The following is a 24,657-nucleotide window of genomic DNA, read 5'->3' as shown; positions in this document are numbered from 1 at the left end:
GGCCGGTCGGAATGGCGTGTCAACGCCCGTTGGCCTACAGTTGTTGGTATGACTTCCGTCCGCCGTTCCGACGCCACTCGGGCCGCAATCCTGGAGGCCGCCCGCGAGCGGTTCGCCTCCGACGGATACGAGCGCGCCACCATCCGGGCCATCGCCCGCGACGCCGGGATCGACCCATCGATGGTCATGCGCTACTACGGCAACAAGGAAGGCCTGTTCGCCGCCGCATCGGAGATCGAGTTGGGGCTGCCCGCGCTCGGCGCCCTCCCGGCGCGGCACATCGGCGCCGTGCTGGTCACGCACTTCCTCGACCGCTGGGAGCGGGACGACGTCCTGACCGGGCTGCTGAGGGTGGGGGTCACCAACGCCGCCGGGGCCGAGCGCATGCAGGCGATCTTCGCCGAGCAGCTCGGTCCCGTCGCCCGCGGCGTCTGCCCCGACCCGGCGGACGCTCCCCGCCGGGCCGCGCTCGCCGCCTCCCAGATTCTCGGGATGGCGCTCGCCCGCTACGTGCTGCGCCTGCCGCCGGCCGTCGAGATGTCCCGCGAGGACGTCGTGGCCTGGCTGGGGCCGACCGTGCAGCGGTACCTGACCGCCGAGGGTCCCGAGGCGCCCTGAGGCGCCGAGCCGGCTCCCCGGAGCCGGTGCCTGGTCCGTACAATTTCTGCATGCCGCAGAAGAGTTCCGCCCGGCGCGAGGCGCTGATGACCGAGCTGCACGGCGAGGCCCGCCGCTACATGGCCTCCTACGCCCTGTTCAACCAGGCCGTCGCCGACCACCTGCGGCTCCACCCGACCGACGTGCAGTGCCTGAACCTGCTCAGCCTGGAGGAGCGCCCGGTGACCACCGGGCGGGTGGCCGAGCTGACCGGGCTCACCACGGGCTCCGCGACCAGGCTCGTGGACCGGCTGGAGCGGGCGGGGTACGTGACACGGGAGCGGGACACCGAGGACCGGCGCCGGGTCCTGGTGGCGCTCGTGCCCGGGCGGATGGCCGAGCTCGCCGCTCTGTGGCGCAAGCTCAACGGCACCTGGGGCACGATGTTCGACGTCTACAGCGACGCCGAGGTCGCCCTGCTCATCGCCCATATGCGGCGCACCGTCGAGGTCAGCGCCGCACAGGTCGAGCGACTGCGCGGCGGCGAACTCGGCTGACGGGGCCGGGCGGGGGTTGACGCCCTAGTGGGCCGCCGCTCCGCCGAACTCGCGGACCGCTTCCGAGACGATCGCCTCCAGGCGGGCGTGGTGGGCGCCGCGCCAGTAGACCCGGCCGCACTCCACGCACTCCGCGAAGACGTCGTAGGTCTTCTCCGTGCCCTGCTCCAGCCGCTCGCGGACCGCGTCCTTGTCGGTGTCGTTCAGCCGGCCGTTGCACGCCGTGCAGCGGGTCCAGGGCGCCAGCGGCGGCGCGAACCGCTCCAGCACGTCGCGGAGCTGCTCCTCCGGCCGGTCGCTGTACACATAGGCGCCCGCCCACAGCTCCCGGCGGCGCAGCAGGCCGCGGTCGCGCGAGAGCATGACCCGCCGCTCCCGCGCGGAGAGCGCGGCCAGTGCGGGGTCGCCGATGTCCTCGGTCTCGTACGCCGCGTCCACGCCGAGCAGGCGCAGTCGGCGGGCCAGCGTGCCGAGGTGCACGTCGAGGAGGAACCGGAGCGGCGCGCCCGGCACAGGCTGGGGGCGGGCGACGTCCTCCACCTCGACCGTCTCGCCCGCGGCCGGGATGTGCGAGAGGGGTACGGGCCGGCCGTCGACGAGGAGCCGTCCCGCTTCGGTGAGCGGCACGCCGAGCGACTCCACCACGTGCCCGAGTGAGGAGGCGCCGTCGGTGGTCACGGGGGTGTGCCCCGAGCGTCGCTCCGCCGAGACGAAGACCCGCAGGCCGGGGGCGAATCTGATGTGGATCTCCGGTCCGTTCACGGGGACAGGATCGCATCGGGGGCCGGGCGGGGGCCAGGGGATTCGCTCTGGGAGGTGGGAGGTGGGAGGTTCGTGGTGGGGGAAGTGGGGCGGGGTGGGTCTGGGTGGGGGTCGGGGCTGGGCAGTTTCGGGAGGGGGCCGGTCAGGGGCGGAAGGCGGCGGCGTGGTCGGTGGCCCAGGTGGCGAAGGTGCGGGCGGGGTGGCCCGTCAGCTCCTCGACGGTGCGGGTCAGCGGCGTCGGCCGGCCGTCGTGCGCGGCCCAGTAGGAGAGGAGGGCGTCCGCGAAGGCCTCCGGCAGGAAGTCGGCGACCGACTCCTTCCATTCCTTCGGGGTGGGCACGGTGTGGGGCGCGGGCCGGCCCGTCACCTCGGCCAGGATCGCGAGCTGCTCGGTGAAGTCCAGCGTCTCGGGGCCCGTCAGCAGATAGGAGGAGCCGCGCAGCCGCGGTTGCGTGAGCACGGCGAGGGCGGCCTCAGCGATGTCGCGCTCGTGGATCGGATCCCCGTACGCGTGCGGATACGGGAGGGCCGGTGCGTGTCCCTTCCGCAGCGCCCACGACCACTGCAGGGCGTTCGACGCGAAGGCGCCGGGCTGGAGGTGCGTGGCCTCGAAGGCCCCGCTGTCCGCGGCGGCGGACAGGGCGCGCTCGGCGGCGAGGTGGGAGGCCGCGATCGCGTTCTCTGTGGCGCCCGGGTCGAGGACGGAGCTGGAGGAGAGGAGCACGACGTGCTCGACGCCGGCGCCCCTGGCCCGGTCGGCGAACGTGCCGGCGTGTGCGGCCTCGGCGTAGAGGAAGACGGCGTCGACGCCGGTCAGGGCGGTGTCGAAGGTGGTCGGGTCGGTGAGGTCGCAGCGCACGGTGTCGACGCCGGGGGGTGGGGAGAGGTCGGTGGGGTTCTTGGAGGCGGCGGTGACCTTGACGCCGGCGGCGTCGAGGAGGTCGATCAGGGCGGAGGCGACGCGGCCGCGGCTGCCGGTGACGAGAACGGTCATGAGGGTGTCCTTCCGAGGGGGAGGGGCGGTCACAGGATTCACTGTGCGCAGAAGAATCTGCGTCACGCAGATGAATATCCGTGGGGGTGCCTCATCCGTCAACCCTGAAAAATCCTGGGGTACCGTCCCGGCATGAAGATCATCGACCTCGATCCGGGCGATCCCCGGCTGGAGAGCGACCTCCTGCCGGTCCTCTCCGAACTCCGCCCCCACCTCACCCCGCAGCTCTTCCGCGAGGTCTACGAGGCCGGGCACCCCCAGGGGCTGCGGTTCAGCGCCGCCTACACCGACGCCGGGCACTGCGTCGGCGCGGCCGGCTGGCGGATCATCGACAACACCAGCTCCCTGCGCAAGCTCTACGTCGACGACCTGGTGACCGCCGCCGCCGACCGCTCCACCGGCGTCGGGCACGAGCTCATCGCCCACCTGGACGCCCACGCCCGCGCGGCCGGCTGCCACGAGCTCAACCTGGACTCCGGCACCCACCGCACCGGAGCCCACCGCTTCTATCTGCGTGAGCGCTTCGACATCGTCGCCTTCCACTTCACCCGGCCGCTCACCGGGCAGGAAGACGCCTCCTAACCGAGAACGGGCCCCAGGTCGAGCCGCCAGTCGTTGCAGCGCATCGGGCGGCCCGGTGGGTACTCGAAACCGCGCTCCCCGAGCAGCTCGAAACCGGCCTTGCGGCACACCGCGTTCGACGCGGTGTTGTCCGCCGAGGGGAACGCGTGCAGATGACGCCGGAGGCCAGCGGCCCGGGCCTCCGCCGCCACCGCGCGTGTGGCGGCCGTCGCGACGCCACGGCCCTGGAAGCCCGGCAGCACGGTCCACCCCGCCTCGTACACCGGCTCGCCGTCCCAGGTCTGCGCCCAGAAGCCGATGCTGCCCACGACCACGTCCTCCGGCAGCAGCCGGATACGGAACATCCGCCCCGCGCCCGCTTCGGCGGCGCTCAGCGCCACGTACCGCCGGTGGCGGCCGACGAGCTGCTCCTCCGTCTCCGGGCCGCCGAGGTGCCCCATCAGCTCCGGCGTGTTCAGCGCGCGCAGCAGCTCCGCGTCCTCCTCGGACCAGGGTTCGAGCCGTACGGGGGAGGGGGAGGGAGAGGGGAAGGGGGAGGCGGTGTCCATGATCCGTACCGTAGGGCAGCGGTCTGACAGCAGGCCTCAGCGCAGGCGGCCCGGGGAGCCCAGGGAGAGGCGGGAGGCGGCCTGGCCGAAGGCCTGCTCCTCCGCGGGAGTCAGCTGCACCGACTCCTGCGGGTGCCAGACGCGCTCCAGCGGGCCGGCCGCCGCCCGGTCACGGCGGGCCCGGGCGCGGGCGCGCAGGTTCAGCGTCAGCCACGCCGCTGTCGAGGCGGCGAGCAGGCCGAAGAGCGTGATCACACGGGGGTCGGAGAACTGGCCGGGCAAGGACATGGCTCACTCCAGGACGTGAGGGCGGTCCGTACGTGCTGCGCCCCGGCAGGTGGCGCGCGTGCACGAAGGCGTTGGCGATTCCGACTGCTTCCTCCCGACCTGTTCAGTCAACACCACGCTGGGGGGCTTTCGGCAGGGGGTCGGGGCCAAAGGCCCGGCGGGCCGTGGGTTGTCCACAGGCGGCCGGAGGCCCTCTTGTGCGGGCCGGGGAAGCGTTCCATGGTGGCGGAGGAGGCAGTCTCGGCCGGGGAGGGAGCAGCCGTATGTCCGGAACGCAGCCATGGGGATTCACGGACGACAGGGGTACGGAGCTGGGGGCGGCCCGTGTGCCGGAGCGCGTCGTCGCGTACGTGCGGGCCGGAGCGGCGCTGCTCGACCTGGGGGTGACGCCGGTCGCCGTCTACGGCTCCGGGCACGACGGCCCGGTGTACGACCCGGCCAAGGCGGGCGGTCTCGACGCGGCCGGGGTCCCGTACCTCGGCTCCGGCCGGGCCCTGGACGAGGAGCGCCTTCGCGAGCTGCGGCCGGACGTGATCGTCGACGTCACGTACGACGGGAAGAGCGCGTACGCGCTGGACGAGGCGGTCGCCGACCGGCTCGGGGTGCCGCTCGCCGCGCTCTCCGTCGGCAACGAGCTGAGCCTTCCGGAGATCCTCGACCGCTTCGGGGAGCTGAGCTCCTCGCTCCGGGCCGGGGCGGCGGTGTCGGCGGATCCGGCGGACCTGGCGGATTCGGCGGGGCAGCGGGACCTGGCGGACCTGGCGGATCCGGCTGGGCGGGCGGTTCCGGCGGGCCTGGCGGTTCCGGCTGGGCGGGCGGAGCTCGTGGAGGCCGAGGCCGTCCTCCGGCGGGTCGCCGGGCGGACCGGACTCGCCGTGCTCGCGCTCTCCGGGGCCGGCCCCGACCAGGTCCATCTGGCCCGCCCGCAGGCCTGGCCCGAGCTGGCGCGGCTCGCGGCGCTCGGTGTCCGGCTGGTCGACCCTGGTCCCGGGCCCGGCGCCAACTGGCTCACCGCCGACTGGGGCCGCGCCGCCGAGCTGCGCCCCGGTCTGATCCTCTTCGACAACCGGTCCCACGCGGCCCCTCCGTACGAGACCCCGGCCGGTACCCGCCTCGCCGCGTGGAACCCGGAGACCCCGCCGAGCCCGGCCGCGTACGCCCGCTTCTTCCGCGATCTCGCGGAGGCGCTGGCGGCGTAGCCGCGGAGGCGGCCGCCCGGGTCAGCCCGGGTCAGCTCGGGTCAGCTCGGGTCAGCCCGGGTCAGCCCGGGTCAGCCCGGGTCAGCCCGGGTCAGCCCGGGTCAGCCCGGGTCAGCCCGGGTCAGCCCGGGTCAGCCCGGATTCAGCCCGGATTCAGCTCCGGTCGGCCCGGATTCAGCTCCGGTCGGCCCGGATTCAGCCCCGGTCAGCTCGGATTCAGCTCCGGTCGGCCCGGATTCAGCCCCGGTCAGCTCGGATTCAGCTCCGGTCGGCCCGGATCCAGCCCCGATCAGGCAGGAGTGGACGTCAGGCGGGAGCGGAGGGACGTGGCGAATTCCTCCGCGCGGGCCAGCTGGGTCCGCAGTTCGGTGACCCGCTCCGCGGCCGCCTGCTCGTAGCGGCGGACGCGGGTCACGAGTGCGGAGCGGTCCTCCGGGGAGAGCTCGGTGTCCGTGCCCGGGCGGTCGGCGGTGAGCAGGTCCACGGCCGTGAGCAGTTCGCGGGTCTCGTCGAGGGTGAAGCCGAGCGGCTTCATCCGGCGGATCACCATCAGCCGGGAGACGTCCGCGTCCGTGTAGAGGGGGAATCCGCCGGGCGAGGCGGCGGACGGCACCACCAGGCCGTTGTCCTCGTACTGGCGGATGGTGCGCAGGGACAGTTCCGTCCGTGCCGCGACCTCGCCGATCTGCATGGGTCCGCCGGTCATCCGTGTTCCGCTTCGTACTCCGCTCACGCGTGACGTCCTTCCTCGTACCGCTACACCTCGTGGTCGCACATCCTATTCGTCCTAATTTCAGCACTTATGAGGGCTGGAGGTGTGGCGAAACGCCTGCTCGTGGGACGTTCGTTGGGCGTTCGCAGGAGGTTCGTAGGACGTTCGCCGGTCCCTACGGCCAGACCAGGCAGTACGGCTGGTGGCCCGCCTCGTGGAGCCGGACCGAGAAGTCCTGCCACTCGTGGAGGAGCTGGTAGACGTCGAACGCGTCGCGCGGGCCGCCGCGGTCGGGGACCGTGGACCAGATGAAGGCGGCGGCGCCGACCGACTCCTCGCCGATCCCGCGCAGCGGGTCGACCACGGTCATCGGGAGCTTCACGACCGCGTAGTCCGGGTGGAGGACGACCAGTTCCAGCGGGGGCACCTTGTGCAGGGGCATGCCCTGGATGCCCGTCAGGACCATCGCCGCTATGGTCTCAGGCTTGATCTTGGTGAACATGCCGCCCATGCCGAGCTCGTCGCCACCGAGCTCCTCCGGGCGCATCGAGATCGGGACGCGGGCCGCCGTGGCGCCGTCGGGCGCGCCGAAGTACTTGTACGTCACTCCCAAGGATCGGCTGCTTCCGCTTCCCGGTCCGGGGTCCGCCCCGGGGCCCTGTCCGCCGGTGCCCGCCGGAGTGCCGGGCGCGCCCGGAGCCGCCCCGTCCGCCCGCCGGCGCCGGTGCCTGCCCCGCCGGGCAGACTCCGGACCCAGGTCGTCCGTCCCCTCGCCCGGTCCGCCACCGCGATGCATATCTCCACCCGACTGCTTTTTCTCGGCAACACGACCCCGCCGCGCAACCCGATCATCGTCTCAGTGACCTCCCCCGCGTTCGTGCGGTGAAACACCTGTCCGCAAGAACGCCGTGGCCTCTGACACCATGGATTCCGTGAGCCATCCCTATGACGACCCAGTTTCGCAGACGCGGCCGACGGCCGCCCCGGCGTCAGCCCGGGGTGCTCACGTCGTTCCTCCCCACTCGCAGGTCAGGATCACAGTGCCGTATTCATACGAAGCCCCAGTCTCACAGACGCTTTTCGACCGCGCGTCCCTCGTGACGCCCGGCGGCGTGAACTCACCGGTGCGTGCCTTCCGAGCCGTGGGCGGTACGCCCCGGTTCATGGTCTCCGGTACCGGTCCGTACCTCACCGACGCCGACGGTCGTGAGTACGTCGACCTGGTCTGCTCGTGGGGGCCGATGATTCTCGGCCACGCGCACCCCGAGGTCACCGCCGCGGTGCAGTCCGCCGTCGCCCGCGGCACCTCCTTCGGTACGCCCGGCGAGGGCGAGGTCGCGCTCGCCGAGGAGATCGTCGCGCGCGTCGAGCCGGTCGAGCAGGTCCGTCTCGTCTCCTCCGGTACGGAGGCCACGATGTCCGCGATCCGGCTCGCCCGCGGCTTCACCGGGCGCGCCAAGGTCGTCAAGTTCGCGGGCTGCTACCACGGTCACGTGGACGCGCTGCTCGCCGCGGCCGGTTCCGGTGTCGCCACCCTCGGTCTCCCGGACACGCCCGGTGTGACCGGCGCGCAGGCCGGGGACACCGTCGTCCTGCCGTACAACGACCTGGAAGCGGTCCGTGCGGCCTTCGCGGCGCACCCGGGCGAGATCGCCTGTGTGATCACCGAGGCCTCGCCCGGCAACATGGGCGTCGTGCCGCCGGCGGAGGGCTTCAACCAGGGCCTGGCGGACCTGTGCCGGGAGAACGGCGCGCTGTACATCTCCGACGAGGTGATGACCGGTTTCCGTACCTCGCGGGCCGGCTGGTACGGCGTCGACGGCGTCAAGGCCGACCTGCTGACCTTCGGCAAGGTCATGGGCGGCGGCTTCCCGGCCGCGGCGTTCGGTGGCCGCGCCGACGTCATGGGGCACCTGGCTCCGGCCGGGCCGGTCTACCAGGCGGGCACGCTCTCCGGTAACCCGATCGCTACCGCCGCCGGGCTCGCGCAGCTGCGGCTGCTCGACGCGGCGGCGTACGAGAAGGTCGACGCGGTGTCGAAGGAGATCCAGGGGCTGGTCACCGGCGCCCTCGCCAAGGAGGGTGTCGCGCACCGCCTGCAGACCGCCTCCAACATGTTCTCGGTCTTCTTCACGGCCGACGAGGTGCGCAACTACGACGAGGCGAAGAAGCAGGAGGCCTTCCGCTTCAACGCCTTCTTCCACTCGATGCTGGCCGACGGCGTCTACCTGCCGCCGTCCGCCTTCGAGTCCTGGTTCGTGTCGGCCGCCCATGACGAGCGGGCGATCGAGCGGATCGCCGCCGCGCTGCCGGCCGCCGCCCGCGCCGCCGCGGAGGCCACGGCATGAGCGACACGACGAACCGCGGCGAGGGCGACCGCGCCGAGGACGACATCACCGTCGTCCACCTGATGCGGCACGGCGAGGTCCACAACCCGGACGGGGTCCTCTACGGCCGTCGCGCCGGCTACCACCTCTCCGAGCTGGGCCGTCAGATGGCGGACCGGGTCGCCGAGCACCTGGCCGGCCGGGACGTCACGTACGTCGTGGCCTCCCCGCTGGAGCGGGCGCAGGAGACGGCGGAGCCGGTCGCCAAGTCGCACGGTCTGGACGTGGCGAGCGACCCCCGCCTGATCGAGGCGGCGAACGTCTTCGAGGGCAAGACCTTCGGTGTCGGTGACGGGGCCCTGCGCAAGCCGGGGAACTGGAAGCACCTCACCAACCCGTTCCAGCCGTCGTGGGGCGAGCCGTACGTCGAGCAGGTCGTCCGGATGATGGGCGCGCTGGACGCGGCGAAGGACGCGGCGCGCGGGCACGAGGCGGTCTGCGTCAGCCACCAGCTGCCGATCTGGATCGTGCGGAGCTTCGTGGAGAAGCGGCGGCTGTGGCACGACCCGCGGCGGCGGCAGTGCACGCTGGCCTCGCTGACCTCGTTCACGTACCGGGGCGACAAGATCGTCTCGGTCGGGTACAGCGAGCCGGCCCGGGACCTGGTCCCGGCGCACCTGCTCGCCGGGGCGAAGCCGGTGAAGGGGAAGTCGAAGGCCTTCGGGGCGTAGCTCTCCGGGGTTCGGGGCGTAGCTCCGAGAGTGAGGAACGGTTTCTTCGGGCGCTGATGCGCGGTCCCACTGGACAGTGGGCCCGAAGAGGTCCATCGTCAGGGCGGTCAGGTGGTGTACATGCCATCCGGCCGCCCTGAAATTTATGTGCGAATTTCCGGAACCTCCGTGTTCCGCCCTGCATCTCACTCATTGTCGGTTTGGATGACGTTGAGGTCATACGTCAGCGCGAATGGGGATGTCATGCGCGGGATCAGCGGAATCAGTCGAAGGGGGCTCCTCGGAGCGGGCGTTGGTGCCGCCGCGGCCATGGGGATCGCCGGCTGTGGTGGCAACAACGAGGACAAGCCGGGACGTTCCGGACCCGGCAAGGGCGGTGACGCGTCGACGCGGCCGACCACACCCGCTCCGACCAAGGACGACGCCAAGCTCATCGGCGACGGTTCCACCGCCGACACCGGCAAGCAGCCGCATCAGCCCGACACCCCCGTGCCCCTCGAACCCGGCCAGACCCCGCCGCAGTTCGTGATCTTCTCCTGGGACGGCGCCGGCGAGGTCGGCAACGGCCTCTTCCCCCGCTTCCTCGAACTCGCCAAGAACCACGACGCGGCGATGACCTTCTTCCTCTCCGGGATCTACGTCCTCCCCGAGTCGAAGAAGAACCTCTACCGCCCGCCGAACAACCGCGTCGGCGCCTCCGACATCGGCTACCTCACCGACGACCACATCAAGGACACGCTGAAGTACGTCCGACAGGCCTGGCTCGAGGGCCACGAGATCGGCACCCACTTCAACGGCCACTTCTGCGGCGGCTCCGGCTCCGTCGGCAACTGGACCCCGGCCCAGTGGCAGAGCGAGATCGACCAGGCGATGAAGTTCGTCACCGAGTGGAAGACCAACAGCGGCTGGACCGACCTCGACCCGCTGCCCTTCGACTACTCGAAGGAGCTCGTCGGCGGCCGTACCCCCTGCCTCCTCGGCCAGGACAACCTGCTCCCCACCGCCAAGCGGCTCAACTGGCGCTACGACGCCAGCTCGCCAGGCGGCCGCCAGATCTGGCCCGACAAGCGCCAGGGCATCTGGGACCTGCCGCTGCAGGCCGTGCCCTTCCCCGGGCACTCCTTCGAGGTCCTGTCCATGGACTACAACATGCTCGCCAACCAGTCGAAGAACACGACGAAGGGGATGCCCTCGCGCTACGCGGGCTGGCGCAAGCAGGCCACCGACGCCCTCCTCGGCGGCTTCACGCGCGCGTACGAGTCGAATCGCGCGCCCTTCTTCATCGGCAACCACTTCGAGCAGTGGAACGGCGGCATCTACATGGACGCCGTCGAGGACGCGCTCAAGGGCATGGCCGGGAAGAAGGATGTCCGGCTCGTCTCCTTCCGGCAGTTCGTGGACTGGCTCGACGTCCAGGACCCGAAGATCCTCGGACAGCTGCGTACCCTGGAGGTGGGCCAGAAGCCCGCTGGCGGCTGGAGCACCTTCCTCCAGAGCGTCAACTCCGCTCCGACCGCTTAGGCGATCTTGACAAGGGGCTTTACGGGCACGTAGGGGGGTGCCCAAGATCCCCCAAACGCCCATGCGAAACTTTTCACATGAGCCTTAGCAGCCGTGCCGGTCGTGCCGTTCGCACCAGTCGCGCCCCTCGACGCACCCTGCTCGCCGTCGGAGTGCTGTCCGTCGCCCTCACGCTCTCAGCGTGCAGCGGCGGCAGCAACGGCACGTCCGGCGGCGGTGGCAACACCAACTTCGTGACCAGCGGGGGCGGTATCTCCACGGCCGCCAAGGGCGAGCGGGCGGCCCCCGGGAAGCTCGTCGGCGAGACCCTCGACGGCAAGCAGTTCGACGTCGCCGACCTCAAGGGCAAGGTCGTCGTCCTCAACGTCTGGGGCTCCTGGTGCTCCCCCTGCCGCGCCGAGGCCCCCCACTTCGTGAAGGTCGCCAAGGACATGAAGGACGAGGGCGTCGAGTTCGTCGGCCTCAACACCCGCGACGGCAACAAGCAGCAGGCGATCGCCTTCGAAGAGGACTACGGGGTGCCCTACCCGAGCATCTACGACCGGGACGGCAAGCTGATCCTCTTCGGCTTCCCCAAGGGCACCCTCAGCCTCCAGGGCATCCCCTCCACCGTCGTCCTCGACAAGGAGGGAAAGATCGCCGCCCGTGCCCTCATGGCGCTCGACGAGGAGAAGCTCCGGTCGATGATCGAGCCTCTCCTCAAGGAGAAGTGAGCCCGTGAACGAGACGGTCACCAGCGGAGCCCTGCTGCTCGCCCTGCCCATCGCGGTCCTCGGCGGTCTGGTCTCCTTCTTCTCGCCGTGCGTGCTCCCGCTCGTCCCCGGCTACCTCTCGTACGTCACCGGGGTCACCGGCACCGACCTCGCGGAGAGCCGGCGCGGCCGGATGACCGCCGGCGCCGTCCTCTTCGTCCTCGGCTTCACCGCCGTGTTCGTCTCCGGCGGCGCCCTCTTCGGCTACTTCGGGTCGACCCTCCAGGAGTACCGGGAGACGCTCACCACGGTCCTCGGCGTGATCATGATCCTCATGGGCGTCTTCTTCGTCGGCCTCATGCCCTGGTTCACACAGCGCGAGTTCCGCTTCCACCGGAAGCCCGTCGCCGGACTGGTCGGCGCCCCGCTGCTCGGCGCGCTCTTCGGCATCGGCTGGACCCCGTGCATCGGCCCGACGCTCGCCTCGGTCAACGCCCTCGCCCTGGAGCAGGCCAGCGCCGGGCGCGGCGCGATACTCGCCTTCGCGTACTGCCTCGGCCTCGGCGTACCGTTCGTGCTCGCCGCCATCGCCTTCCGTAAGGCGCTCGGCGCGTTCGGATGGGTCAAGAAGCACTACGTGTGGGTCATGAGGATCGGCGGCGGCATGATGATCGTCACCGGCGTGCTGCTCCTCACGGGCGCGTGGGACAGCATGGTCGCCACGATGCAGGGCTGGTCCAGCGGTTTCACGGTGGGGATCTGAGTTCCATGAGCACGACCGATACATCCGGTACGCCTGACACGACGGACGCGACCGGCGCTACCGACACGACGGACGCGACTGACGCTACCGACACGACGAACGCGACTGACGCGACCGACACGACGGACGCGACTGACGCGACCGATACGGCGGATGCGACTGACGCGGCGGCCGGCGCCCAGCTCTCCACCGCCCCCACCGAGGACCGCGGCGAGGCCCCCCTCGGCGGACCCGCCCTCGGGGTCGTCGGCTGGATCCGCTGGTTCTGGCGGCAGCTGACCTCCATGCGGGTCGCGCTGATCCTGCTCTTCCTGCTCTCCCTCGGCGCCGTCCCCGGCTCCCTCATCCCGCAGACCAGCGCGGACGAGCTGAAGGTGCAGGCCTTCAAGGACGCCCACGAGACCCTCACACCGATCTACGAGAAGCTCCAGCTCTTCGACGTCTACAGCTCGGCATGGTTCTCCGCGATCTACCTCCTGCTGTTCGTCTCCCTCATCGGCTGCATCGTGCCGCGCACCTGGCAGTTCGTCGGCCAGCTCCGCAGCCGTCCGCCGGGCGCCCCCCGGCGCCTGAACCGGCTCCCCGCGTACACCACCTGGCGCACCGAGGCCGAGCCCGAGCAGGTCCGCGAGGCCGCGCTCACCGTCCTCAAGGGCCGCCGCTTCCGCGCCCACACCGCCGGCGACGCGATCGCCGCCGAGAAGGGCTATCTGCGCGAGGCGGGCAACCTCCTCTTCCACATCGCCCTGATCGTGATCCTCGTCGCCTTCGCCTGGGGCCAGCTCTTCAAGTCCGAGGGCGGCAAGCTGATCGTCGAGGGCGACGGCTTCTCCAACACGCTCACGCAGTACGACGACTTCAAGTCCGGCTCGCAGTTCGGTACGGACGAGCTGGAGCCGTTCACCTTCACGCTCGACTCCTTCGACGGCACGTACGAGAAGAACGGCCCGCAGCGCGGCACCCCCCGCACCTTCGAGGCGGCCGTCCGGTACTCCGAGGCCGGCGGCGCGGAGAAGAAGGCGGTCATCAGGGTCAACCAGCCGCTCAAGGTCGGTGAGTCCAAGGTCTATCTGATCGCCCACGGCTACGCGCCCGTGGTCACCGTCAAGGACGGCCGCGGCAAGACCGTCTTCCACGGCGCCGTGCCGCTCCTGCCGATCGACAACAACATCACCTCGACCGGCGCGATCAAGGTGATGGACGGCTACCGCGACAAGAACGGCAAGAAGGAGCAGCTGGGCTTCCAGGCCTTCTTCGTGCCGACCTTCGCGGGCGCCGGCCAGGGCACGATGTTCTCGCAGTTCCCGGCGCTCGACTTCCCCGTCATGGCGCTCACCGGCTACCACGGCGACCTGCGCGTGAACTCCGGTCTGCCGCAGAACGTGTACCAGCTCGACAAGTCCAAGATGACCCAGTTCACGGACACGTCCGGCAACAAGCTCGCCCAGCGCATGCTGCCCGGCGAGACGATGACGCTCCCCGACGGGGCCGGCTCGATCACCTTCGAGAAGGACGTCAAGGAGTGGGCCAGCTTCCAGATCTCGCAGCAGCCGGGCAACGGCCTCGCCCTCGCGGGCGCGATCGCCGCGATCGCCGGTCTGACCGGTTCGCTCTTCATCCAGCGGCGCCGGGTCTGGGTCCGGGCCGTACGGGGTGAGGACGGCGTGACCACCGTCGAGATGGCCGGCCTCGGCCGGAGCGAGTCCGCCAGGCTCCCGGAGGAGCTGGGCGACCTCGCGGTCTCGCTCACGGAGAAGGCGCCCCCGGCCCCCGACGCGCCGCCCACATCGCCAGAACCCGCGGAAGCCCCCGCGCCAGAACCCGCGAAAGCCCCCGTGGAAGCCCCCGCGCCAGACCCCGCGGAAGATCCCGCAGAAGACCCTGCCCCTTCTGGAGAGGCCGACAAGTGATCCTCGCCGCCACCACCAACGAGAGCCTGGCGAAGATGAGCGACCTGCTCATCTACTCCTCCATGGCCGTCTACACCCTGGCCTTCTTCGCACACATCGCCGAGTGGGTCCTGGGCAGCCGCAGCAAGGTCGGCCGGACCGCCGCCGCCCTCACGCAGCAGGCGGCGGGCGCGGCCGCCGCCGTGACCGTGCAGGTCAAGCAGGCGGCCGGGGCCACCGCGGTCCTCGACAAGCCGAAGGTCGTCACGCGCTCCGCGGCCGGCACCCGGGACGTCCCGGACGGCCCCGGCGCCTCCGGTGGCACGGTCAAGGGCGACCTCTACGGCCGGATCGCCGTCTCCCTCACCGTCCTCGCCTTCGCGGTCGAGGCGGCGGGCGTGGTCAGCCGGGCCCTCGCCGTGCAGCGCGCCCCCTGGGGCAACATGTACGAGTTCTCCACCACCTTCTCGACCGTGGCGGTCGGCTCGTACCTCGGCTTCCTCCTCGCCAAGAAGAACGTGCGCTGGATCGGCCTGCCGCTGGTCACGACCGTCCTGCTCGACCTGGGCCTCGCCACCACCTGGCTGAAGACCCCCAGCGACCAGCTCGTACCGGCGCTCGACTCGTACTGGCTGTGGATCCACGTCTCCACCGCGATCTTCTGCGGCGCGGTCTTCTACCTCGCGGCCGTCGCCACCGTCCTGTACCTCTTCCGCGACTCGTACGAGAGCAAGCTCGCGAGCGGCGGCACGCCGAGCGCCTTCGCCCGCTCCGTCCTGGAGCGGCTGCCCTCGGCGGCCTCGCTCGACAAGTTCTCGTACCGGGTCAACGCGGCCGTCTTCCCGCTGTGGACCTTCACGATCATCGCGGGCGCGATCTGGGCCGGCGACGCGTGGGGCCGCTACTGGGGCTGGGACGCCAAGGAGGTCTGGTCCTTCATCACGTGGGTCGGCTACGCGGCGTACCTGCACGCGCGCGCGACGGCCGGCTGGAAGGGGCGGAAGGCCGCGTACATCGCGCTCATCGCCTTCGGCTGCTTCCTCTTCAACTACTACGGCGTCAACATCTTCGTGACCAGCAAGCACTCCTACGCGGGCGTGGAGTAGGGCGGTCGGTCCTCAGGGCCGGGCGGCGGCCGGGCGCGGAGTAGCGGGTGAAGGACCCCGGGGCCACGCTGGAGGTATGAGCGAGATACCCCGGGGCAGGTGCGAGACCCACGACGGCGACACGCATCTGCTGCGGTACGTCATGGAGCTCCCGCATCCGCCGGCGGAGGTCTGGGAGGCCGTCGCCACCGCCCAGGGGCTGTCGGGCTGGCTGTGCGCGGCGGATCCGCTGGAGCCCCGGCTCGGCGGCCGGGTCACCCTCCGCTCACTGAACAGCGAGACGGTGGCCTCGGGGCGGGTGACCGCCTGGGACCCCGAGTACGTCGCCGAGTACACGGTCGATCCGCCGCACGGCCGGATCCGGTTCCATCTGGAGCCGGGGTCCGGGAGCGGCGGGTCGACCGTGCTGCGTTTCTCCACCGAGTTCCGGGGGACGCGGGAGTACCGGCTGGACTGCCTGGCGGGCTGGCACGACCACTTCGAGTGGCTCTCCGCCGCGCTGGACGGTCACCGTACGGACTGGGCCGCGTGGACGCCCGAGCGCTGGGGCGAGCTGCGGGCGCAGTACGAGCGCGACGAGGCGCCTTGGCCGAAGTGGGTGCCGTGATCCGCTGGGCCGTGTCCGGAAAGTCCCGCTCCTGCCCTTCGGGCAGACGACGCTACTTTCGAAACACGGCCTAGCCCCGCTTCGGCGGCAGGCAGGACGTGCTCGGGGGGTTCTTCTCCGGCCAGGCGATCTGGACGAAGCGCTGGGTGCCGTCCAGGGCCAGTTCCACTATGGGGACCGCCTTGTTGTAGGGGTTGCCGTAGTTGTCGAGGCAGATCCAGCCGCTCGCGCCCTGCACCCGCAGCGAGCCCTTCACCTGCGGCCACTGCGTGACCACGTCCGAGAGCTCCGGGTACTGCGCTTCCCGTGGTGTCGCCTGGCGGATCGCGTGGACCGCCGTCGCCATCGCGTCGTACGCGACGATCGCCTGCCCGTCCGCGAGCGCCACCGGCTTCTTCGAGGCGCGGGCGATGTCCGTCTCGAAGGTCGTGTACGCCACCGCCGAACCGCCCGTCGCCGGGACCGGCCGCCCGGGCGCCGGCTTCCAGGCGTCGGGGTGGGCGAGCGCGGCGTAGCGGACGGTCAGCTTCGCCTTGAGCGCGTTCCGGTCGAGCTTCTCGTCCGCGCCGAGGTACGAGCCCTCGTCGCCGGTCAGGACGGTGAAGGCGCGGTCGGTGCAGCCGCGCGATCCGAGCGCGTTGATGAACTGGCGGAGCTGGGTGTGGCGGCCCGCGAAGAAGACCGTCTCGGCGCGGGTGTCGCAGATCAGATGGGTGATCTGGCGGAAGGTGTTGGCGGTGGTGCCCTCGTCGGTCGGGTCGGGGGGCGAGGTGAAGAGCTGCGGCTCGTGGGGCGCGCCCTTGAGGGAGGCGGCGAAGGCGGACTTGAGGGTGTCGGTGTAGTGGTCGCCGCTGCGGGTGTCCTGGACGAGGAGCGCCTTGGCGGCGTCGACGCGGCCGAAGTGGGCGAGGGCCTTGGCCTCGTCGGTGTTGGTGGGGGAGACGCGGGCGAGGCCGGGGTAGCGGTTGTTGCCGGCGCCGGGGCCGTTGGCGATGTCGTCGGCGGTGATGGTGGTGCCGACGACGGCGATCCCGCCCTGGGTGAGGGCGGTCACCGCCTCCCGCATCTCGGTCGAGGAGGTGGCGACGCCGGAGACGACCCGCAGTTGGTCCGGGGCGCCGGTCATGGACGTGAGGCGGGCGGTGATGGCCTGCCAGTGGGCGTTGCCCCGGCCGGTGTTGGCGAGGACGAGCCGGATCTTCGGGGTCTGGCTGTTCGACTCGTGGTTGGCGCGGTACTGGTAGGCGTAGGCGCCCTGGACCTCGTGGAGCACCTTGGTCCGCATGCCTCCGTCGGGGGAGGTCAGGGGCAGGAGCACGGCGACGGTCGCGTACTCGCCGGGCTTCAGGGTCGCGTTCTCGCGGCCGATGGCCCCGGCGACCTCGGTGAGTTCGGGTATGCCGAAGTCGTGGCCGTCGCCGTTGACGCCGACGCACTCGGAGCTGCCCTCGGGGCGTTCGACGCCCGTCGCGCAGGAACGGTCCTCCGGAGTGGTGAGCCGGGTGATCCCGTATCCGCCGAGACCGATGACGACGGCGGCGGTGACGAGTGAGGCGACGAGCTTCTGGCGGGGTGTACGGACGCGGCGGCGCAGCCCTTCGGGGAGCCGGTCGGTCAGACGGTCGGGCATGGCGTCAGACTCCGTCCTCGCGGCCCGGCGGCAGCGAGAGCTCCCGCCAGGCGCGGATGTCGCGCGGCCAGTGGGTGGCCGCGTCCCAGAGCGAACCGCTGCCCGTCAGATGGCGGCCGGACAGCCGGCGCAGCTCGTGCGCGAGCCGGTCGGCGACGTCGTCGTCGGGCAGTGCGAGCGGATCGGTGAGCAGCCATACGGCGTGCAGCAACCGCCGTACGGAAAGGTGCAGTTCGGTGCTGTCGGCGTCGAGTCCGGCCGGGAGTTCGCCCGTCGGGGACTGGCCGAGGGCGATCGCCCGGCGCGGGTCGGGCCCGGGCCGGTTCCGCTCGCGGGGGTACGGGGCGGCGGCGACGAACCGCAGCCGCCCGAGCCAGCCGAGGACGTCCTGCTCGGGGAAGGTGACCCGCAGGTGGGTGACGGCCTCCTCGGTGCGGCCGAGCGCGAGGTCGTGATGGAGCCGGTACGGGCCGGGGTCGGGCCCGTAGTGCCGGTGCAGGGTCTCGTGGACCGCGTGCCAGGCGGCGTAGCGCGGATGGTCGTCGTCCTCGAAGCGGAGCCGGTGCAGGAGCAGGGCGCGCAGGAGCGGGTCGGCGACGAAGTGCCGGGGCCCCTCGGCCCAGTCCTCGGAGCGGAGCTGGTCGCGGACGCGCAGCGCCACGTCCCCGTCCAGGGACTCGGCCTGGAGCCGGGCGTGGGCGAGGAGCCGCGCGGACTCCTCGTCGTGGGTGGCGGCGAGCACGGCGTAAGGTCCCGGCCGCCGGACGGGGAGCAGCTCGGCGAGGAGGGTGGGGGCGACGGGTACCGGCGGGGCGTCCTCGCGCAGCTCGACCGTCAGGTCGAGGAGCCCGCCGGGGGTGAGGCCGGCCCGGAGCTCCGCCGGGGCCTCGCCTGCGGCCCGGCCGAGGAGGGCCACGCCGAGCGGCCGGCCGCCGGTCAGCCGGTGGACGGCGCGGGCGAGTTCGGCGGGGGTGCGGCCGGCCGGGTCGTGGTGGTCGAAGGCGGTGCGGGTCTGGGCGGGGGAGAGCGGGGTGAGCTCGACGGCGAGGATGCCGGAGCCGACGCTCGTCCCGCGCGGGCAGGGCGCGCGGTGCGCGGTCTCCGGCAGCCGGGTCCGGGTGGCGTGCCGCAGCCCCTCGTGCTCGCGGACCCGGGAGGCGGCGAGGACGACGACCCGGTCGCGGCGGCCGCCGGCGCGGGCGCGCAGGATCGGTTCGACGAGCTGCCGGCCGAGGTCCTCGTGGGCGTTGTCGAGGAGGAGGACCGGCCTGCCGATCCGGGTGCCGCGCCGGAGGCCCGTATAGGCGTGGAGCAGGTCCTCGGTGAGGGCGCCGACGAGGAAGTCCTCGGCCTCGCGGCGGCGCCGGCCGCCCTGCTCGAAGTCGATCGCGAGCTGCCGGAGGCCGGCCTTGCCCCGGCCGCCGGCGTTGCGGTAGGTGCCGTACCAGTTCTCGGAGGCGCGCTGGAACCGGCCGAAGACCTCTTCGAGCACGGTCTCCACGGTCGCCTCGGCGAGGAGCCCGGCCATCGGGACGGTGGCCTCGGCGAAGGTGGCGGCCAGCTTGGCGAGCACCTTGGAGACCCAGTTCCCGGCGGCGCCCTTTGTCGCGTCGACGGTCGCGAGCAGCGGCCCGAGCCGGAACAGGTCGGTCCTGGCCCGCTCGTCGTCCTCCTGGGACCAGCCCAGCGAGGCGACGGCCACGAGTCCGAGCGACAGCCTCGGGAACTGCACCGGCTTCGCGGCGAGCACCTTCGGCGACAGCTGGACGGCGAGCTCGGTGAGCGCCCCGGTGACCTGGCTCCAGCCGGGGCCGTGGTCGGCGGGCGGCTCGACGCGCGCGCAGTCGAGCAGCGCCAAGGGCGTGTAGCCCTTGTAGCGGTTGCGGACCTCCTTGAGCAGGGCGGTCTTCCCCATGCCGCGTCCGCCCGTGAACACCGTGACCGGCGGATCGTCGCCGTGCTCGTACGCGACCCGTGCGGCGCCGTGCCGGGTGAGTCCGCTGAGCCGTGCGACCAGACCGCCGTCGTGCAGGACCGCCTCGCGGCCGTAGAGCTCCCTGTCCACCCGACATCCCCCTGCTTTCCCTGCTTCCCCCTGGTACCCCACGAGATGTGCCCCGTCACATCATCAAGTGCAGGATATCGACAGCGTGTTGGGATCACGCCAGCCTTTGCGAGGTTCGCCGGGGCGAGCGCCTCAGACGAGACCGTCCCAGCCCCAGCGCGGGGTGGGGCCGGGGTCGCCGAGGTCGGTCCCCGGGGCCGAGGCGGAGACGTCCTTGGCGATCCGGGTGCCCCAGTCGAAGTACTCCATCACCCGGCGGCGCAGCAGGGCGTCGTCCGGCAGCTCCTTCTCCACGGCCGCCGTCATCAACTCCATCCAACGCAGCCGCTGTTCCTCGGTGATGCCGAGCCCGAGATGTGCCCGGAGCAGGGCCTGGTGCCCGCCGTGCCCGGCCGTGAACCCGGCGGGCCCCGAGAAGACCTCCGCCAGCCACACGGCCACGTGCTCCACGTGGGTGGGGGTGAAGTCGACGAAGACGGGCGCGAGGAGGGGATCGGCCAGGACCCCCTCGTAGAACGTCGCGGAGAGCCGGCGCAGCGCGTCGGCGCCACCCACGGCCTCGTACAGGGTGTTCGTGTGCTCGGCGCTCATGGGGCCTCCGGGGGGTGGTGGTCCGGTACGTGTCGCCCCAGCTTTCACCCAACGCGGCCGGGATCCAAGGATGTTCACTCTCGGCGGGGCAGTGGCGTCTACACCTCTTCCCCGATGTCCTCGTGCCAGAGCGCGGGGTGCGCGGCGACGAACTCCCGCAGGAGCGTGGCGCACGCGGGATCGTCGAGGACGAGCACCTCGACGCCGTGCCGGGCGAGCCAGTCGTGGCCGCCGTGGAAGGTCTCCGCCTCGCCGACGACGACCCGCGAGATCCCGAACTGCCGGACGAGGCCGGAGCAGTACCAGCACGGCGACAGGGTGGTGACCATGGTCGTCCCCCGGTACGAGCGCTGCCGCCCGGCGTCCCGGAAGGCGGCGGTCTCGGCATGCGTCGACGGGTCCCCGTCCTGCACGCGCCGATTACGCCCGCGCCCGAGAAGCACGCCGTCGGCCCCGTAGAGCGCGGCCCCGATCGGAATCCCACCTTCCGCGAGCCCGGCGCGAGCTTCGTCGAGGGCGGTGCGGAGCCAGCGCTGTGCCTGTTGCTTGTCCATGGACGTGACTCTTCCCCGGCGGGGCGCCGGCATCACGTACCGCTCGACTCCACGCGGGAGGCTTCGGGGCCCGCGCGGGCGTCGCTCCGGCTGGATACGCTGGCCGGGGCACCCCTTGGAGGACATGGTGACGACACAGCCTGACCGCGCCGGAGGACTCATCCCGCGCCCCGAGCGGACTCCCACCGCTCTGCGGGCAGCCCTCGCGGTCGTCGCTCCCGGGCGGCTGCCCGAGATGGACGCCAGCCAGCGTGAGGCCGTGACGGAGGCCATCGAACAGAGCGACATCACGCCTCTGCGCATGTTCCTGAGCCAGTGGGCAGCCGTCATCGAGATCGAGCGATTCCCCGACACCGCCCGCGAACTGCGCCGCGCCGAGTATCTGGCCCAGATCTCCGAGGACCCGGAGGAGAGCCGCCGGTACGTGCGAACGGCCGGGGACATCATCCGTGCCGCGCACAAGGCGGTGGGCGGGTGAGCTGGGGCTGGGAGTACGACCCCGGCGAGGAGTACGTCATCGGGGGCGCGCCGCCGTCCTTCGTCGCCGAAGTGGAGAAGAGGGCGGACGAGCTGATCAGAGCCGCGGAAGCCCTCCACCTCGACGGCACCCTGTTCCAGGGGGAGAACCCCAGGAGTGAACACGTGCGGGTTCCCGGCGGGATGTTCGTCTTCCTCCTCGTCCCGCGATACGAACGCGGATACGTCCTCCAGGTGACCTACCTCTGAGGGCCGGTCCCTTACCCGCCGGCGGTCGGGGTGACGTAGGAGCCCTTGCCGCGCACGGTGATCACGAGCCCGCGATCCCGGAGTTCCTGGGTGGCCCGCCGGGCGGTGAGCCGGGCTACGCCGTACTCCTCGGCCAGGCGGTTCTCGGAGGGGATGGGGCGGTCTGGGGCGAGAGCGCCCGAGGCGATCTGCTTGGCGATGATCTCGGTCAGCTGGATGTAGAGCGGGGTGGCACTCTGCGGGTCCAGGGGGCCGGGCGGCGTGGGGTTATCGCTCATGTGTCCAACGTAGTGCGATAGGCATCTACACGATTGGGTGGATCTCTCTGCACTTGTCTATAGAGGGCTATGGGGAAGCGCTAGGTTCCTCGGGCAAGCGAAGACCCCGGCGACCGCTGGTACCGGTCCCGGGGCATGGCCGCCAACTAGCAACGGAGTTGATGACGTGCGGAACCCTATCGCGCGCGTACTGGGCAGGGCGCTGATCCCCGTACTGCTCGGACTGCTGATGCTGACCCTGCCGGCCACCGGCAGGCACCGGCCTCGCCGGGTGGCCCATCCCCGCCCTGCTGCGCCGTCCCCCGCGCCCCGACACCGTGCGCCCTCTCGGCGGTCGCCCTACGCCGTCGAGCAGACCGCGCTCCTCGACGGCGCCCGATCGCCCCTGGAGCGCCCCTACCTGGCGGCGGACTCGGCGCGGACCGTGCAGCGGCGGCGCCGGCGGGCGCTGTGGCTGGCGACCGTCGGGGTGGACGTCGACCACCGGAACATCCACGCCGGGAGCACCCGATGAGCCGCTGTGGAGCGCGGCGGTCCGTGATCGACGTCGCTGAGGTGGTGCGGCCCGTGTGGGGCGGCTCGGTCTGCGTGCTCGCCGTGGGGCACGACGGTCCGCACCGCGACCGCGCGGGCGACGGCTGGTGGGTGACACCGGAGATCGCCGACGCGGTGACCGTGTCCCTGCTGACCCGCACCCTGGCTTCCGCGCCGGAGCCGGAGTTCCGCTCGCCGCGCTGCGTCGTCGGCCGCCACGACCGCTGCCGGGACGGGGTCCGTCGCGACAGTGGCGTACCGGGGGTCCGCTACCTCGTGTGCGGGTGCCTGTGCCATCCGGCGCCTCCTAGCCTGCCCTGACCCTGCTTGTGGAGCCGACAGGTCGCCCTACGCACGACCGCGCCCCGGAGCAGGAGTACCTCGAACGGCCGGCGGCCTGTCAGTGCGGCGGCGGTGCCGGGTTCAGGGCGTTGCCCACGCTGCAGCCGCCCTCGCCGGGCATGCGCTGGATACGGGACGGTGTCCACACCTCGGTGGCGCCGGGGGACACGCGGGCGAGGAGGCAGTCCTGCGCGTCGAAGCCGTTGCCCTTGAGCGACAGGTGGACGCCGACCCGGCCGCCGTCCGCCCGCACCTCGGTGCGGATCGCCGGGTCCAGGTCCAGGGCGGCGAGCGTGCGGCGTATCTCGGCCTCGTCCACCCGGCCGCCCTTCGGCACCCGGGGGAGTTTCGCGCGGAGTTCCTCGTACGGCAGCCGGGGCGGTTCGGGGGGCGGGGAGAAGTGCAGGGGCGGGCCGGCGGGGCAGTCCACGTCGCTGGGGTCCTCGCGCCACTCCGTCCTCGGGGACACCCGTACCGCGAAACAGGGGTGCACGACGATCTCTTCGACGTCGAACCAGCTGTTGTACGCCGAGCCGGACGTGCGGACGACGATCTCGACGCCGTCCCCGTCGTGCGTCGCGGTCCCCGTCACCCGCATGACGTCGACCCCGTCGAGGAGGGAGGCCGAGCGTCCGACCTCCTCGGCCGTGCGCGGGCGCTGGCTGTAGAGGCGCTCGCCCACCCTCCTGGCCGCGTCCCGCGCGACGTCCGTCGCCTCGTCCTCGGAGTTCTCGACCACCCCGCAGCCGGCTATGAGCAGCAACAGCGGGGCGAGCGGCAGCAGTCGGCGCATGTGGCCACCCTTCAGGCGCCGCGCACGGCGGGCAAGCGCTCACGTACTCAGGTCGGGGTAGGTGATCGTACTCGGCGGGTGCGGAGCGTTCGTCGCCGGCCGAGGGCCGCGCGAGGGCCTCACTCAACGCTATCGTTCGGTGACTATGAGGATCGACGATGTGGCTCTGGCGGCCGCTTCGGCGGCTGTCGTCCTGCTGGCGGTGCCGGCGCCCGTCCGCGCGGCTTCGGTCGCCGCCCCGCACAAGTGCGAGACGGGTCAGTCCGATTCGCGTGGCCGCTCGTCGGTGGACGGCGGCGAGATCGCGTGGGACGACGAGTCGAAGTTCGACGACGCGCGCGAGCACGCGGTCAAGGTCTGGACGGCGGGCACCCTCACGCGGGTGAAGGTCAGGCCGGACGGTGCGACGACCTACGCCGATCTGGAATGGCGGGACACCAGCCAGACCGGGAAGGGCTGGAAGTCCGTCTACGGCAAGTGGGACCCGAACACCGGCACGGACCATCTGTGGTTCAACAGGGCCTACCTGGACGACGGGAAGAAGTACGGGACGAACGAGCACCGCAGACGGGTCGCCGCCCACGAGTTGGGGCACGCACTCGGCTTCTGCCACAAGGAGTACGGCTACGGGCAGTACCCCTCGGTGATGTGGGCGGACTACGGCCTCATCGAGGGCAAGCGCATCAACGGCCCGACCTCGAACGACGTCAAGGCCTATCACGCACTGTGGGGACGACCATGAACAAGAAGGCGACGGCCCTCGCCGTGGGCGCGGTGGCCGCCGGAGCGCTGGCGCTGGGCGGCTGGTTCGGCTACCAGCACCTGGAGGAGCAGGCCGGGGCGGGCGAGGTCCTGCGGGGGTACGACGCCTACACCCCGGTGGGCACGGCGCCGCACTCCGAGAACGTGTTCACCGGGCGGGTGGTGGCGTTCGAGGAGCAGCGGGAGATCGAGTACTGGACGACGGACATCTACCGGGTCGACGTGGTCTCGGTGCTGCGCGGGAACGTGCGGGGCACGGTGCTCGTCCCGTTCGCCTCGGACGAGGAGCCCGGTCAGCGGCTGGTGGACGGCGAGACGTACGTGTTCGCGACCCAGGCGAAGGACGCCGACGGGTACTGGCTGATGTACCAGGGCGAGATGAAGCCCGTGGACGACGGGCAATTGGCCGTGTGGAAGAAGGCGGCGGCGCTGCCGATGGCGCCGCAGTAGCCGGGTGCCGGGTGGGGGGCGGGGTTTGCCGCCGGGTGCGGGCTGTGGTCGGTTGCG

30 protein-coding genes are annotated in these 24,657 nt (G+C 71.8%); 18 read left to right on the top strand and 12 right to left on the bottom strand.

Translation table 11 applies throughout. From position 1 onward, the window contains the following. Positions 1-48 precede the first annotated feature (48 nt). Together ACWFR1_RS12950 and ACWFR1_RS12945 are read left to right on the top strand one after the other, a co-directional pair. On the top strand, positions 49-618 hold the full coding sequence (locus ACWFR1_RS12950) for a TetR/AcrR family transcriptional regulator (RefSeq protein WP_453549871.1): 570 nt from the start codon (positions 49-51) through the stop codon (positions 616-618). A 50-nt stretch (positions 619-668) separates the two neighbouring features. Next, positions 669-1,154 carry a MarR family winged helix-turn-helix transcriptional regulator gene (locus ACWFR1_RS12945; protein ID WP_453549869.1) on the top strand — a complete coding sequence of 162 codons (486 nt, stop codon included), beginning with the start codon at positions 669-671 and terminating at the stop codon, positions 1,152-1,154. 24 nt (positions 1,155-1,178) lie between these two features. Here ACWFR1_RS12945 and ACWFR1_RS12940 read toward each other — a convergent pair whose 3' ends face one another. Both ACWFR1_RS12940 and ACWFR1_RS12935 read right to left on the bottom strand, forming a co-directional pair. Continuing rightward, positions 1,179-1,916, bottom strand: a complete 738-nt coding sequence (locus ACWFR1_RS12940; RefSeq protein ID WP_453549866.1) for a Mut7-C RNAse domain-containing protein — start codon at positions 1,914-1,916, stop codon at positions 1,179-1,181. Between the two features lie 142 nt (positions 1,917-2,058). Beyond that, positions 2,059-2,910 carry an NAD(P)H-binding protein gene (locus tag ACWFR1_RS12935; protein WP_453549863.1) on the bottom strand — a complete coding sequence of 284 codons (852 nt, stop codon included), beginning with the start codon at positions 2,908-2,910 and terminating at the stop codon, positions 2,059-2,061. A 132-nt stretch (positions 2,911-3,042) separates the two neighbouring features. On the opposite strand from ACWFR1_RS12935, the gene ACWFR1_RS12930 reads away from it, so the two are divergent. Then, positions 3,043-3,492, top strand: coding sequence for a GNAT family N-acetyltransferase (locus ACWFR1_RS12930; RefSeq protein WP_453549861.1), 450 nt, complete (start codon positions 3,043-3,045; stop codon positions 3,490-3,492). On the opposite strand, the gene ACWFR1_RS12925 is transcribed toward ACWFR1_RS12930, so the two are convergent. Then, positions 3,489-4,040, bottom strand: a complete 552-nt coding sequence (locus tag ACWFR1_RS12925; protein ID WP_453549858.1) for a GNAT family N-acetyltransferase — start codon at positions 4,038-4,040, stop codon at positions 3,489-3,491. The two genes, ACWFR1_RS12930 and ACWFR1_RS12925, sit on opposite strands and share 4 nt — an antisense overlap. A gap of 36 nt (positions 4,041-4,076) precedes the next feature. Further along, positions 4,077-4,328: a hypothetical protein gene (locus ACWFR1_RS12920; RefSeq protein ID WP_453549855.1), complete on the bottom strand. Its 252-nt coding sequence runs from the start codon at positions 4,326-4,328 to the stop codon at positions 4,077-4,079. 263 nt (positions 4,329-4,591) lie between these two features. Between ACWFR1_RS12920 and ACWFR1_RS12915 the strand changes: the two genes are divergently transcribed. Then, entirely contained in the window at positions 4,592-5,527 is a 936-nt protein-coding gene (locus ACWFR1_RS12915; protein WP_453549852.1) for an ABC transporter substrate-binding protein, read from the top strand. Between the two features lie 289 nt (positions 5,528-5,816). Here ACWFR1_RS12915 and ACWFR1_RS12910 read toward each other — a convergent pair whose 3' ends face one another. Beyond that, entirely contained in the window at positions 5,817-6,233 is a 417-nt protein-coding gene (locus tag ACWFR1_RS12910; RefSeq protein WP_453549850.1) for a MerR family transcriptional regulator, read from the bottom strand. Between the two features lie 181 nt (positions 6,234-6,414). Beyond that, positions 6,415-7,035: a hypothetical protein gene (locus ACWFR1_RS12905; protein WP_453549848.1), complete on the bottom strand. Its 621-nt coding sequence runs from the start codon at positions 7,033-7,035 to the stop codon at positions 6,415-6,417. Between the two features lie 244 nt (positions 7,036-7,279). Between ACWFR1_RS12905 and hemL the strand changes: the two genes are divergently transcribed. The 8 genes from hemL (at position 7,280) to ACWFR1_RS12865 (ending at position 15,875) form a co-directional block, all read left to right on the top strand. After that, complete coding sequence (gene hemL / locus ACWFR1_RS12900) at positions 7,280-8,587, top strand: glutamate-1-semialdehyde 2,1-aminomutase (protein ID WP_453549845.1); 1,308 nt, start codon at positions 7,280-7,282, stop codon at positions 8,585-8,587. After that, a complete protein-coding gene (locus tag ACWFR1_RS12895; protein WP_453549842.1) occupies positions 8,584-9,297 on the top strand; it encodes a histidine phosphatase family protein in 714 nt (237 codons plus the stop codon). Before hemL ends, ACWFR1_RS12895 begins: the two co-directional genes overlap by 4 nt. Positions 9,298-9,549: 252 nt before the next feature. Further along, entirely contained in the window at positions 9,550-10,818 is a 1,269-nt protein-coding gene (locus tag ACWFR1_RS12890) for a hypothetical protein (RefSeq protein ID WP_453549902.1), read from the top strand. 77 nt (positions 10,819-10,895) lie between these two features. Beyond that, on the top strand, positions 10,896-11,531 hold the full coding sequence (locus tag ACWFR1_RS12885; protein WP_453549840.1) for a TlpA family protein disulfide reductase: 636 nt from the start codon (positions 10,896-10,898) through the stop codon (positions 11,529-11,531). 4 nt (positions 11,532-11,535) lie between these two features. Continuing rightward, on the top strand, positions 11,536-12,273 hold the full coding sequence (locus ACWFR1_RS12880; RefSeq protein WP_453549837.1) for a cytochrome c biogenesis CcdA family protein: 738 nt from the start codon (positions 11,536-11,538) through the stop codon (positions 12,271-12,273). Positions 12,274-12,278: 5 nt separating this feature from the next. Continuing rightward, positions 12,279-14,183 carry a cytochrome c biogenesis protein ResB gene (gene resB, locus ACWFR1_RS12875; protein WP_453549834.1) on the top strand — a complete coding sequence of 635 codons (1,905 nt, stop codon included), beginning with the start codon at positions 12,279-12,281 and terminating at the stop codon, positions 14,181-14,183. Then, positions 14,180-15,268: a c-type cytochrome biogenesis protein CcsB gene (ccsB, locus tag ACWFR1_RS12870; RefSeq protein WP_453549833.1), complete on the top strand. Its 1,089-nt coding sequence runs from the start codon at positions 14,180-14,182 to the stop codon at positions 15,266-15,268. The genes resB and ccsB overlap by 4 nt, the downstream gene beginning before the upstream one ends. Positions 15,269-15,344: 76 nt before the next feature. Further along, on the top strand, positions 15,345-15,875 hold the full coding sequence (locus ACWFR1_RS12865; protein WP_453549831.1) for an SRPBCC domain-containing protein: 531 nt from the start codon (positions 15,345-15,347) through the stop codon (positions 15,873-15,875). A 70-nt stretch (positions 15,876-15,945) separates the two neighbouring features. On the opposite strand, the gene ACWFR1_RS12860 is transcribed toward ACWFR1_RS12865, so the two are convergent. The 4 genes from ACWFR1_RS12860 to ACWFR1_RS12845 form a co-directional block, all read right to left on the bottom strand. After that, positions 15,946-17,505 carry a hypothetical protein gene (locus ACWFR1_RS12860; RefSeq protein ID WP_453549829.1) on the bottom strand — a complete coding sequence of 520 codons (1,560 nt, stop codon included), beginning with the start codon at positions 17,503-17,505 and terminating at the stop codon, positions 15,946-15,948. A gap of 4 nt (positions 17,506-17,509) precedes the next feature. Further along, a complete protein-coding gene (locus tag ACWFR1_RS12855) occupies positions 17,510-19,570 on the bottom strand; it encodes a hypothetical protein (RefSeq protein ID WP_453549826.1) in 2,061 nt (686 codons plus the stop codon). 132 nt (positions 19,571-19,702) lie between these two features. Beyond that, a complete protein-coding gene (locus tag ACWFR1_RS12850) occupies positions 19,703-20,161 on the bottom strand; it encodes a group II truncated hemoglobin (RefSeq protein WP_453549824.1) in 459 nt (152 codons plus the stop codon). Positions 20,162-20,259: 98 nt separating this feature from the next. Then, the gene (locus ACWFR1_RS12845; protein WP_453549822.1) at positions 20,260-20,715 is read right to left on the bottom strand and encodes a nucleoside deaminase; all 456 of its coding nucleotides are present in this window, start codon (positions 20,713-20,715) and stop codon (positions 20,260-20,262) included. Positions 20,716-20,839: 124 nt separating this feature from the next. Between ACWFR1_RS12845 and ACWFR1_RS12840 the strand changes: the two genes are divergently transcribed. Both ACWFR1_RS12840 and ACWFR1_RS12835 read left to right on the top strand, forming a co-directional pair. Next, the gene (locus tag ACWFR1_RS12840; RefSeq protein ID WP_453549820.1) at positions 20,840-21,193 is read left to right on the top strand and encodes a DUF6247 family protein; all 354 of its coding nucleotides are present in this window, start codon (positions 20,840-20,842) and stop codon (positions 21,191-21,193) included. After that, complete coding sequence (locus tag ACWFR1_RS12835) at positions 21,190-21,441, top strand: hypothetical protein (RefSeq protein WP_453549818.1); 252 nt, start codon at positions 21,190-21,192, stop codon at positions 21,439-21,441. The genes ACWFR1_RS12840 and ACWFR1_RS12835 overlap by 4 nt, the downstream gene beginning before the upstream one ends. An 11-nt stretch (positions 21,442-21,452) precedes the next feature. Here the strand turns inward: ACWFR1_RS12835 and ACWFR1_RS12830 are convergent, their stop codons facing one another. Further along, positions 21,453-21,719 carry a GntR family transcriptional regulator gene (locus tag ACWFR1_RS12830; protein WP_453549816.1) on the bottom strand — a complete coding sequence of 89 codons (267 nt, stop codon included), beginning with the start codon at positions 21,717-21,719 and terminating at the stop codon, positions 21,453-21,455. 166 nt (positions 21,720-21,885) lie between these two features. On the opposite strand from ACWFR1_RS12830, the gene ACWFR1_RS12825 reads away from it, so the two are divergent. Further along, complete coding sequence (locus tag ACWFR1_RS12825) at positions 21,886-22,233, top strand: hypothetical protein (RefSeq protein ID WP_453549813.1); 348 nt, start codon at positions 21,886-21,888, stop codon at positions 22,231-22,233. A gap of 23 nt (positions 22,234-22,256) precedes the next feature. After that, entirely contained in the window at positions 22,257-22,574 is a 318-nt protein-coding gene (locus ACWFR1_RS12820; protein WP_453549811.1) for a hypothetical protein, read from the top strand. A 79-nt stretch (positions 22,575-22,653) separates the two neighbouring features. Here ACWFR1_RS12820 and ACWFR1_RS12815 read toward each other — a convergent pair whose 3' ends face one another. After that, positions 22,654-23,388 carry a translation initiation factor IF-2 gene (locus ACWFR1_RS12815; RefSeq protein WP_453549809.1) on the bottom strand — a complete coding sequence of 245 codons (735 nt, stop codon included), beginning with the start codon at positions 23,386-23,388 and terminating at the stop codon, positions 22,654-22,656. A gap of 145 nt (positions 23,389-23,533) precedes the next feature. On the opposite strand from ACWFR1_RS12815, the gene ACWFR1_RS12810 reads away from it, so the two are divergent. Then, the gene (locus tag ACWFR1_RS12810) at positions 23,534-24,130 is read left to right on the top strand and encodes a matrixin family metalloprotease (protein WP_453549807.1); all 597 of its coding nucleotides are present in this window, start codon (positions 23,534-23,536) and stop codon (positions 24,128-24,130) included. Next, positions 24,127-24,600, top strand: coding sequence for a hypothetical protein (locus ACWFR1_RS12805; protein ID WP_453549805.1), 474 nt, complete (start codon positions 24,127-24,129; stop codon positions 24,598-24,600). The genes ACWFR1_RS12810 and ACWFR1_RS12805 overlap by 4 nt, the downstream gene beginning before the upstream one ends. The last annotated feature ends 57 nt before the right edge of the window (positions 24,601-24,657 follow it).

This window comes from Streptomyces sp. NPDC055103 (assembly GCF_053607625.1).
This window is presented reverse-complemented; position numbering and strand designations above follow the sequence as displayed.

Coding starts and splice junctions, on each gene's coding strand:
- ACWFR1_RS12910 (WP_453549850.1), bottom strand. CDS start 6,233: ATGACCGGCGGACCCATGCAGATCGGCGAGGTCGCGGCACGGACGGAA.
- ACWFR1_RS12805 (WP_453549805.1), top strand. CDS start 24,127: ATGAACAAGAAGGCGACGGCCCTCGCCGTGGGCGCGGTGGCCGCCGGA.
- ACWFR1_RS12850 (WP_453549824.1), bottom strand. CDS start 20,161: ATGAGCGCCGAGCACACGAACACCCTGTACGAGGCCGTGGGTGGCGCC.
- ACWFR1_RS12830 (WP_453549816.1), bottom strand. CDS start 21,719: ATGAGCGATAACCCCACGCCGCCCGGCCCCCTGGACCCGCAGAGTGCC.
- ACWFR1_RS12915 (WP_453549852.1), top strand. CDS start 4,592: ATGTCCGGAACGCAGCCATGGGGATTCACGGACGACAGGGGTACGGAG.
- ACWFR1_RS12840 (WP_453549820.1), top strand. CDS start 20,840: ATGGTGACGACACAGCCTGACCGCGCCGGAGGACTCATCCCGCGCCCC.
- ACWFR1_RS12905 (WP_453549848.1), bottom strand. CDS start 7,035: ATGCATCGCGGTGGCGGACCGGGCGAGGGGACGGACGACCTGGGTCCG.
- ACWFR1_RS12925 (WP_453549858.1), bottom strand. CDS start 4,040: ATGGACACCGCCTCCCCCTTCCCCTCTCCCTCCCCCTCCCCCGTACGG.
- ACWFR1_RS12865 (WP_453549831.1), top strand. CDS start 15,345: ATGAGCGAGATACCCCGGGGCAGGTGCGAGACCCACGACGGCGACACG.
- ACWFR1_RS12950 (WP_453549871.1), top strand. CDS start 49: ATGACTTCCGTCCGCCGTTCCGACGCCACTCGGGCCGCAATCCTGGAG.
- ACWFR1_RS12810 (WP_453549807.1), top strand. CDS start 23,534: ATGAGGATCGACGATGTGGCTCTGGCGGCCGCTTCGGCGGCTGTCGTC.
- ACWFR1_RS12885 (WP_453549840.1), top strand. CDS start 10,896: ATGAGCCTTAGCAGCCGTGCCGGTCGTGCCGTTCGCACCAGTCGCGCC.
- ACWFR1_RS12945 (WP_453549869.1), top strand. CDS start 669: ATGCCGCAGAAGAGTTCCGCCCGGCGCGAGGCGCTGATGACCGAGCTG.
- ACWFR1_RS12935 (WP_453549863.1), bottom strand. CDS start 2,910: ATGACCGTTCTCGTCACCGGCAGCCGCGGCCGCGTCGCCTCCGCCCTG.
- ACWFR1_RS12895 (WP_453549842.1), top strand. CDS start 8,584: ATGAGCGACACGACGAACCGCGGCGAGGGCGACCGCGCCGAGGACGAC.
- ACWFR1_RS12930 (WP_453549861.1), top strand. CDS start 3,043: ATGAAGATCATCGACCTCGATCCGGGCGATCCCCGGCTGGAGAGCGAC.
- ACWFR1_RS12845 (WP_453549822.1), bottom strand. CDS start 20,715: ATGGACAAGCAACAGGCACAGCGCTGGCTCCGCACCGCCCTCGACGAA.
- ACWFR1_RS12815 (WP_453549809.1), bottom strand. CDS start 23,388: ATGCGCCGACTGCTGCCGCTCGCCCCGCTGTTGCTGCTCATAGCCGGC.
- ACWFR1_RS12860 (WP_453549829.1), bottom strand. CDS start 17,505: ATGCCCGACCGTCTGACCGACCGGCTCCCCGAAGGGCTGCGCCGCCGC.
- ACWFR1_RS12920 (WP_453549855.1), bottom strand. CDS start 4,328: ATGTCCTTGCCCGGCCAGTTCTCCGACCCCCGTGTGATCACGCTCTTC.
- resB (WP_453549834.1), top strand. CDS start 12,279: ATGAGCACGACCGATACATCCGGTACGCCTGACACGACGGACGCGACC.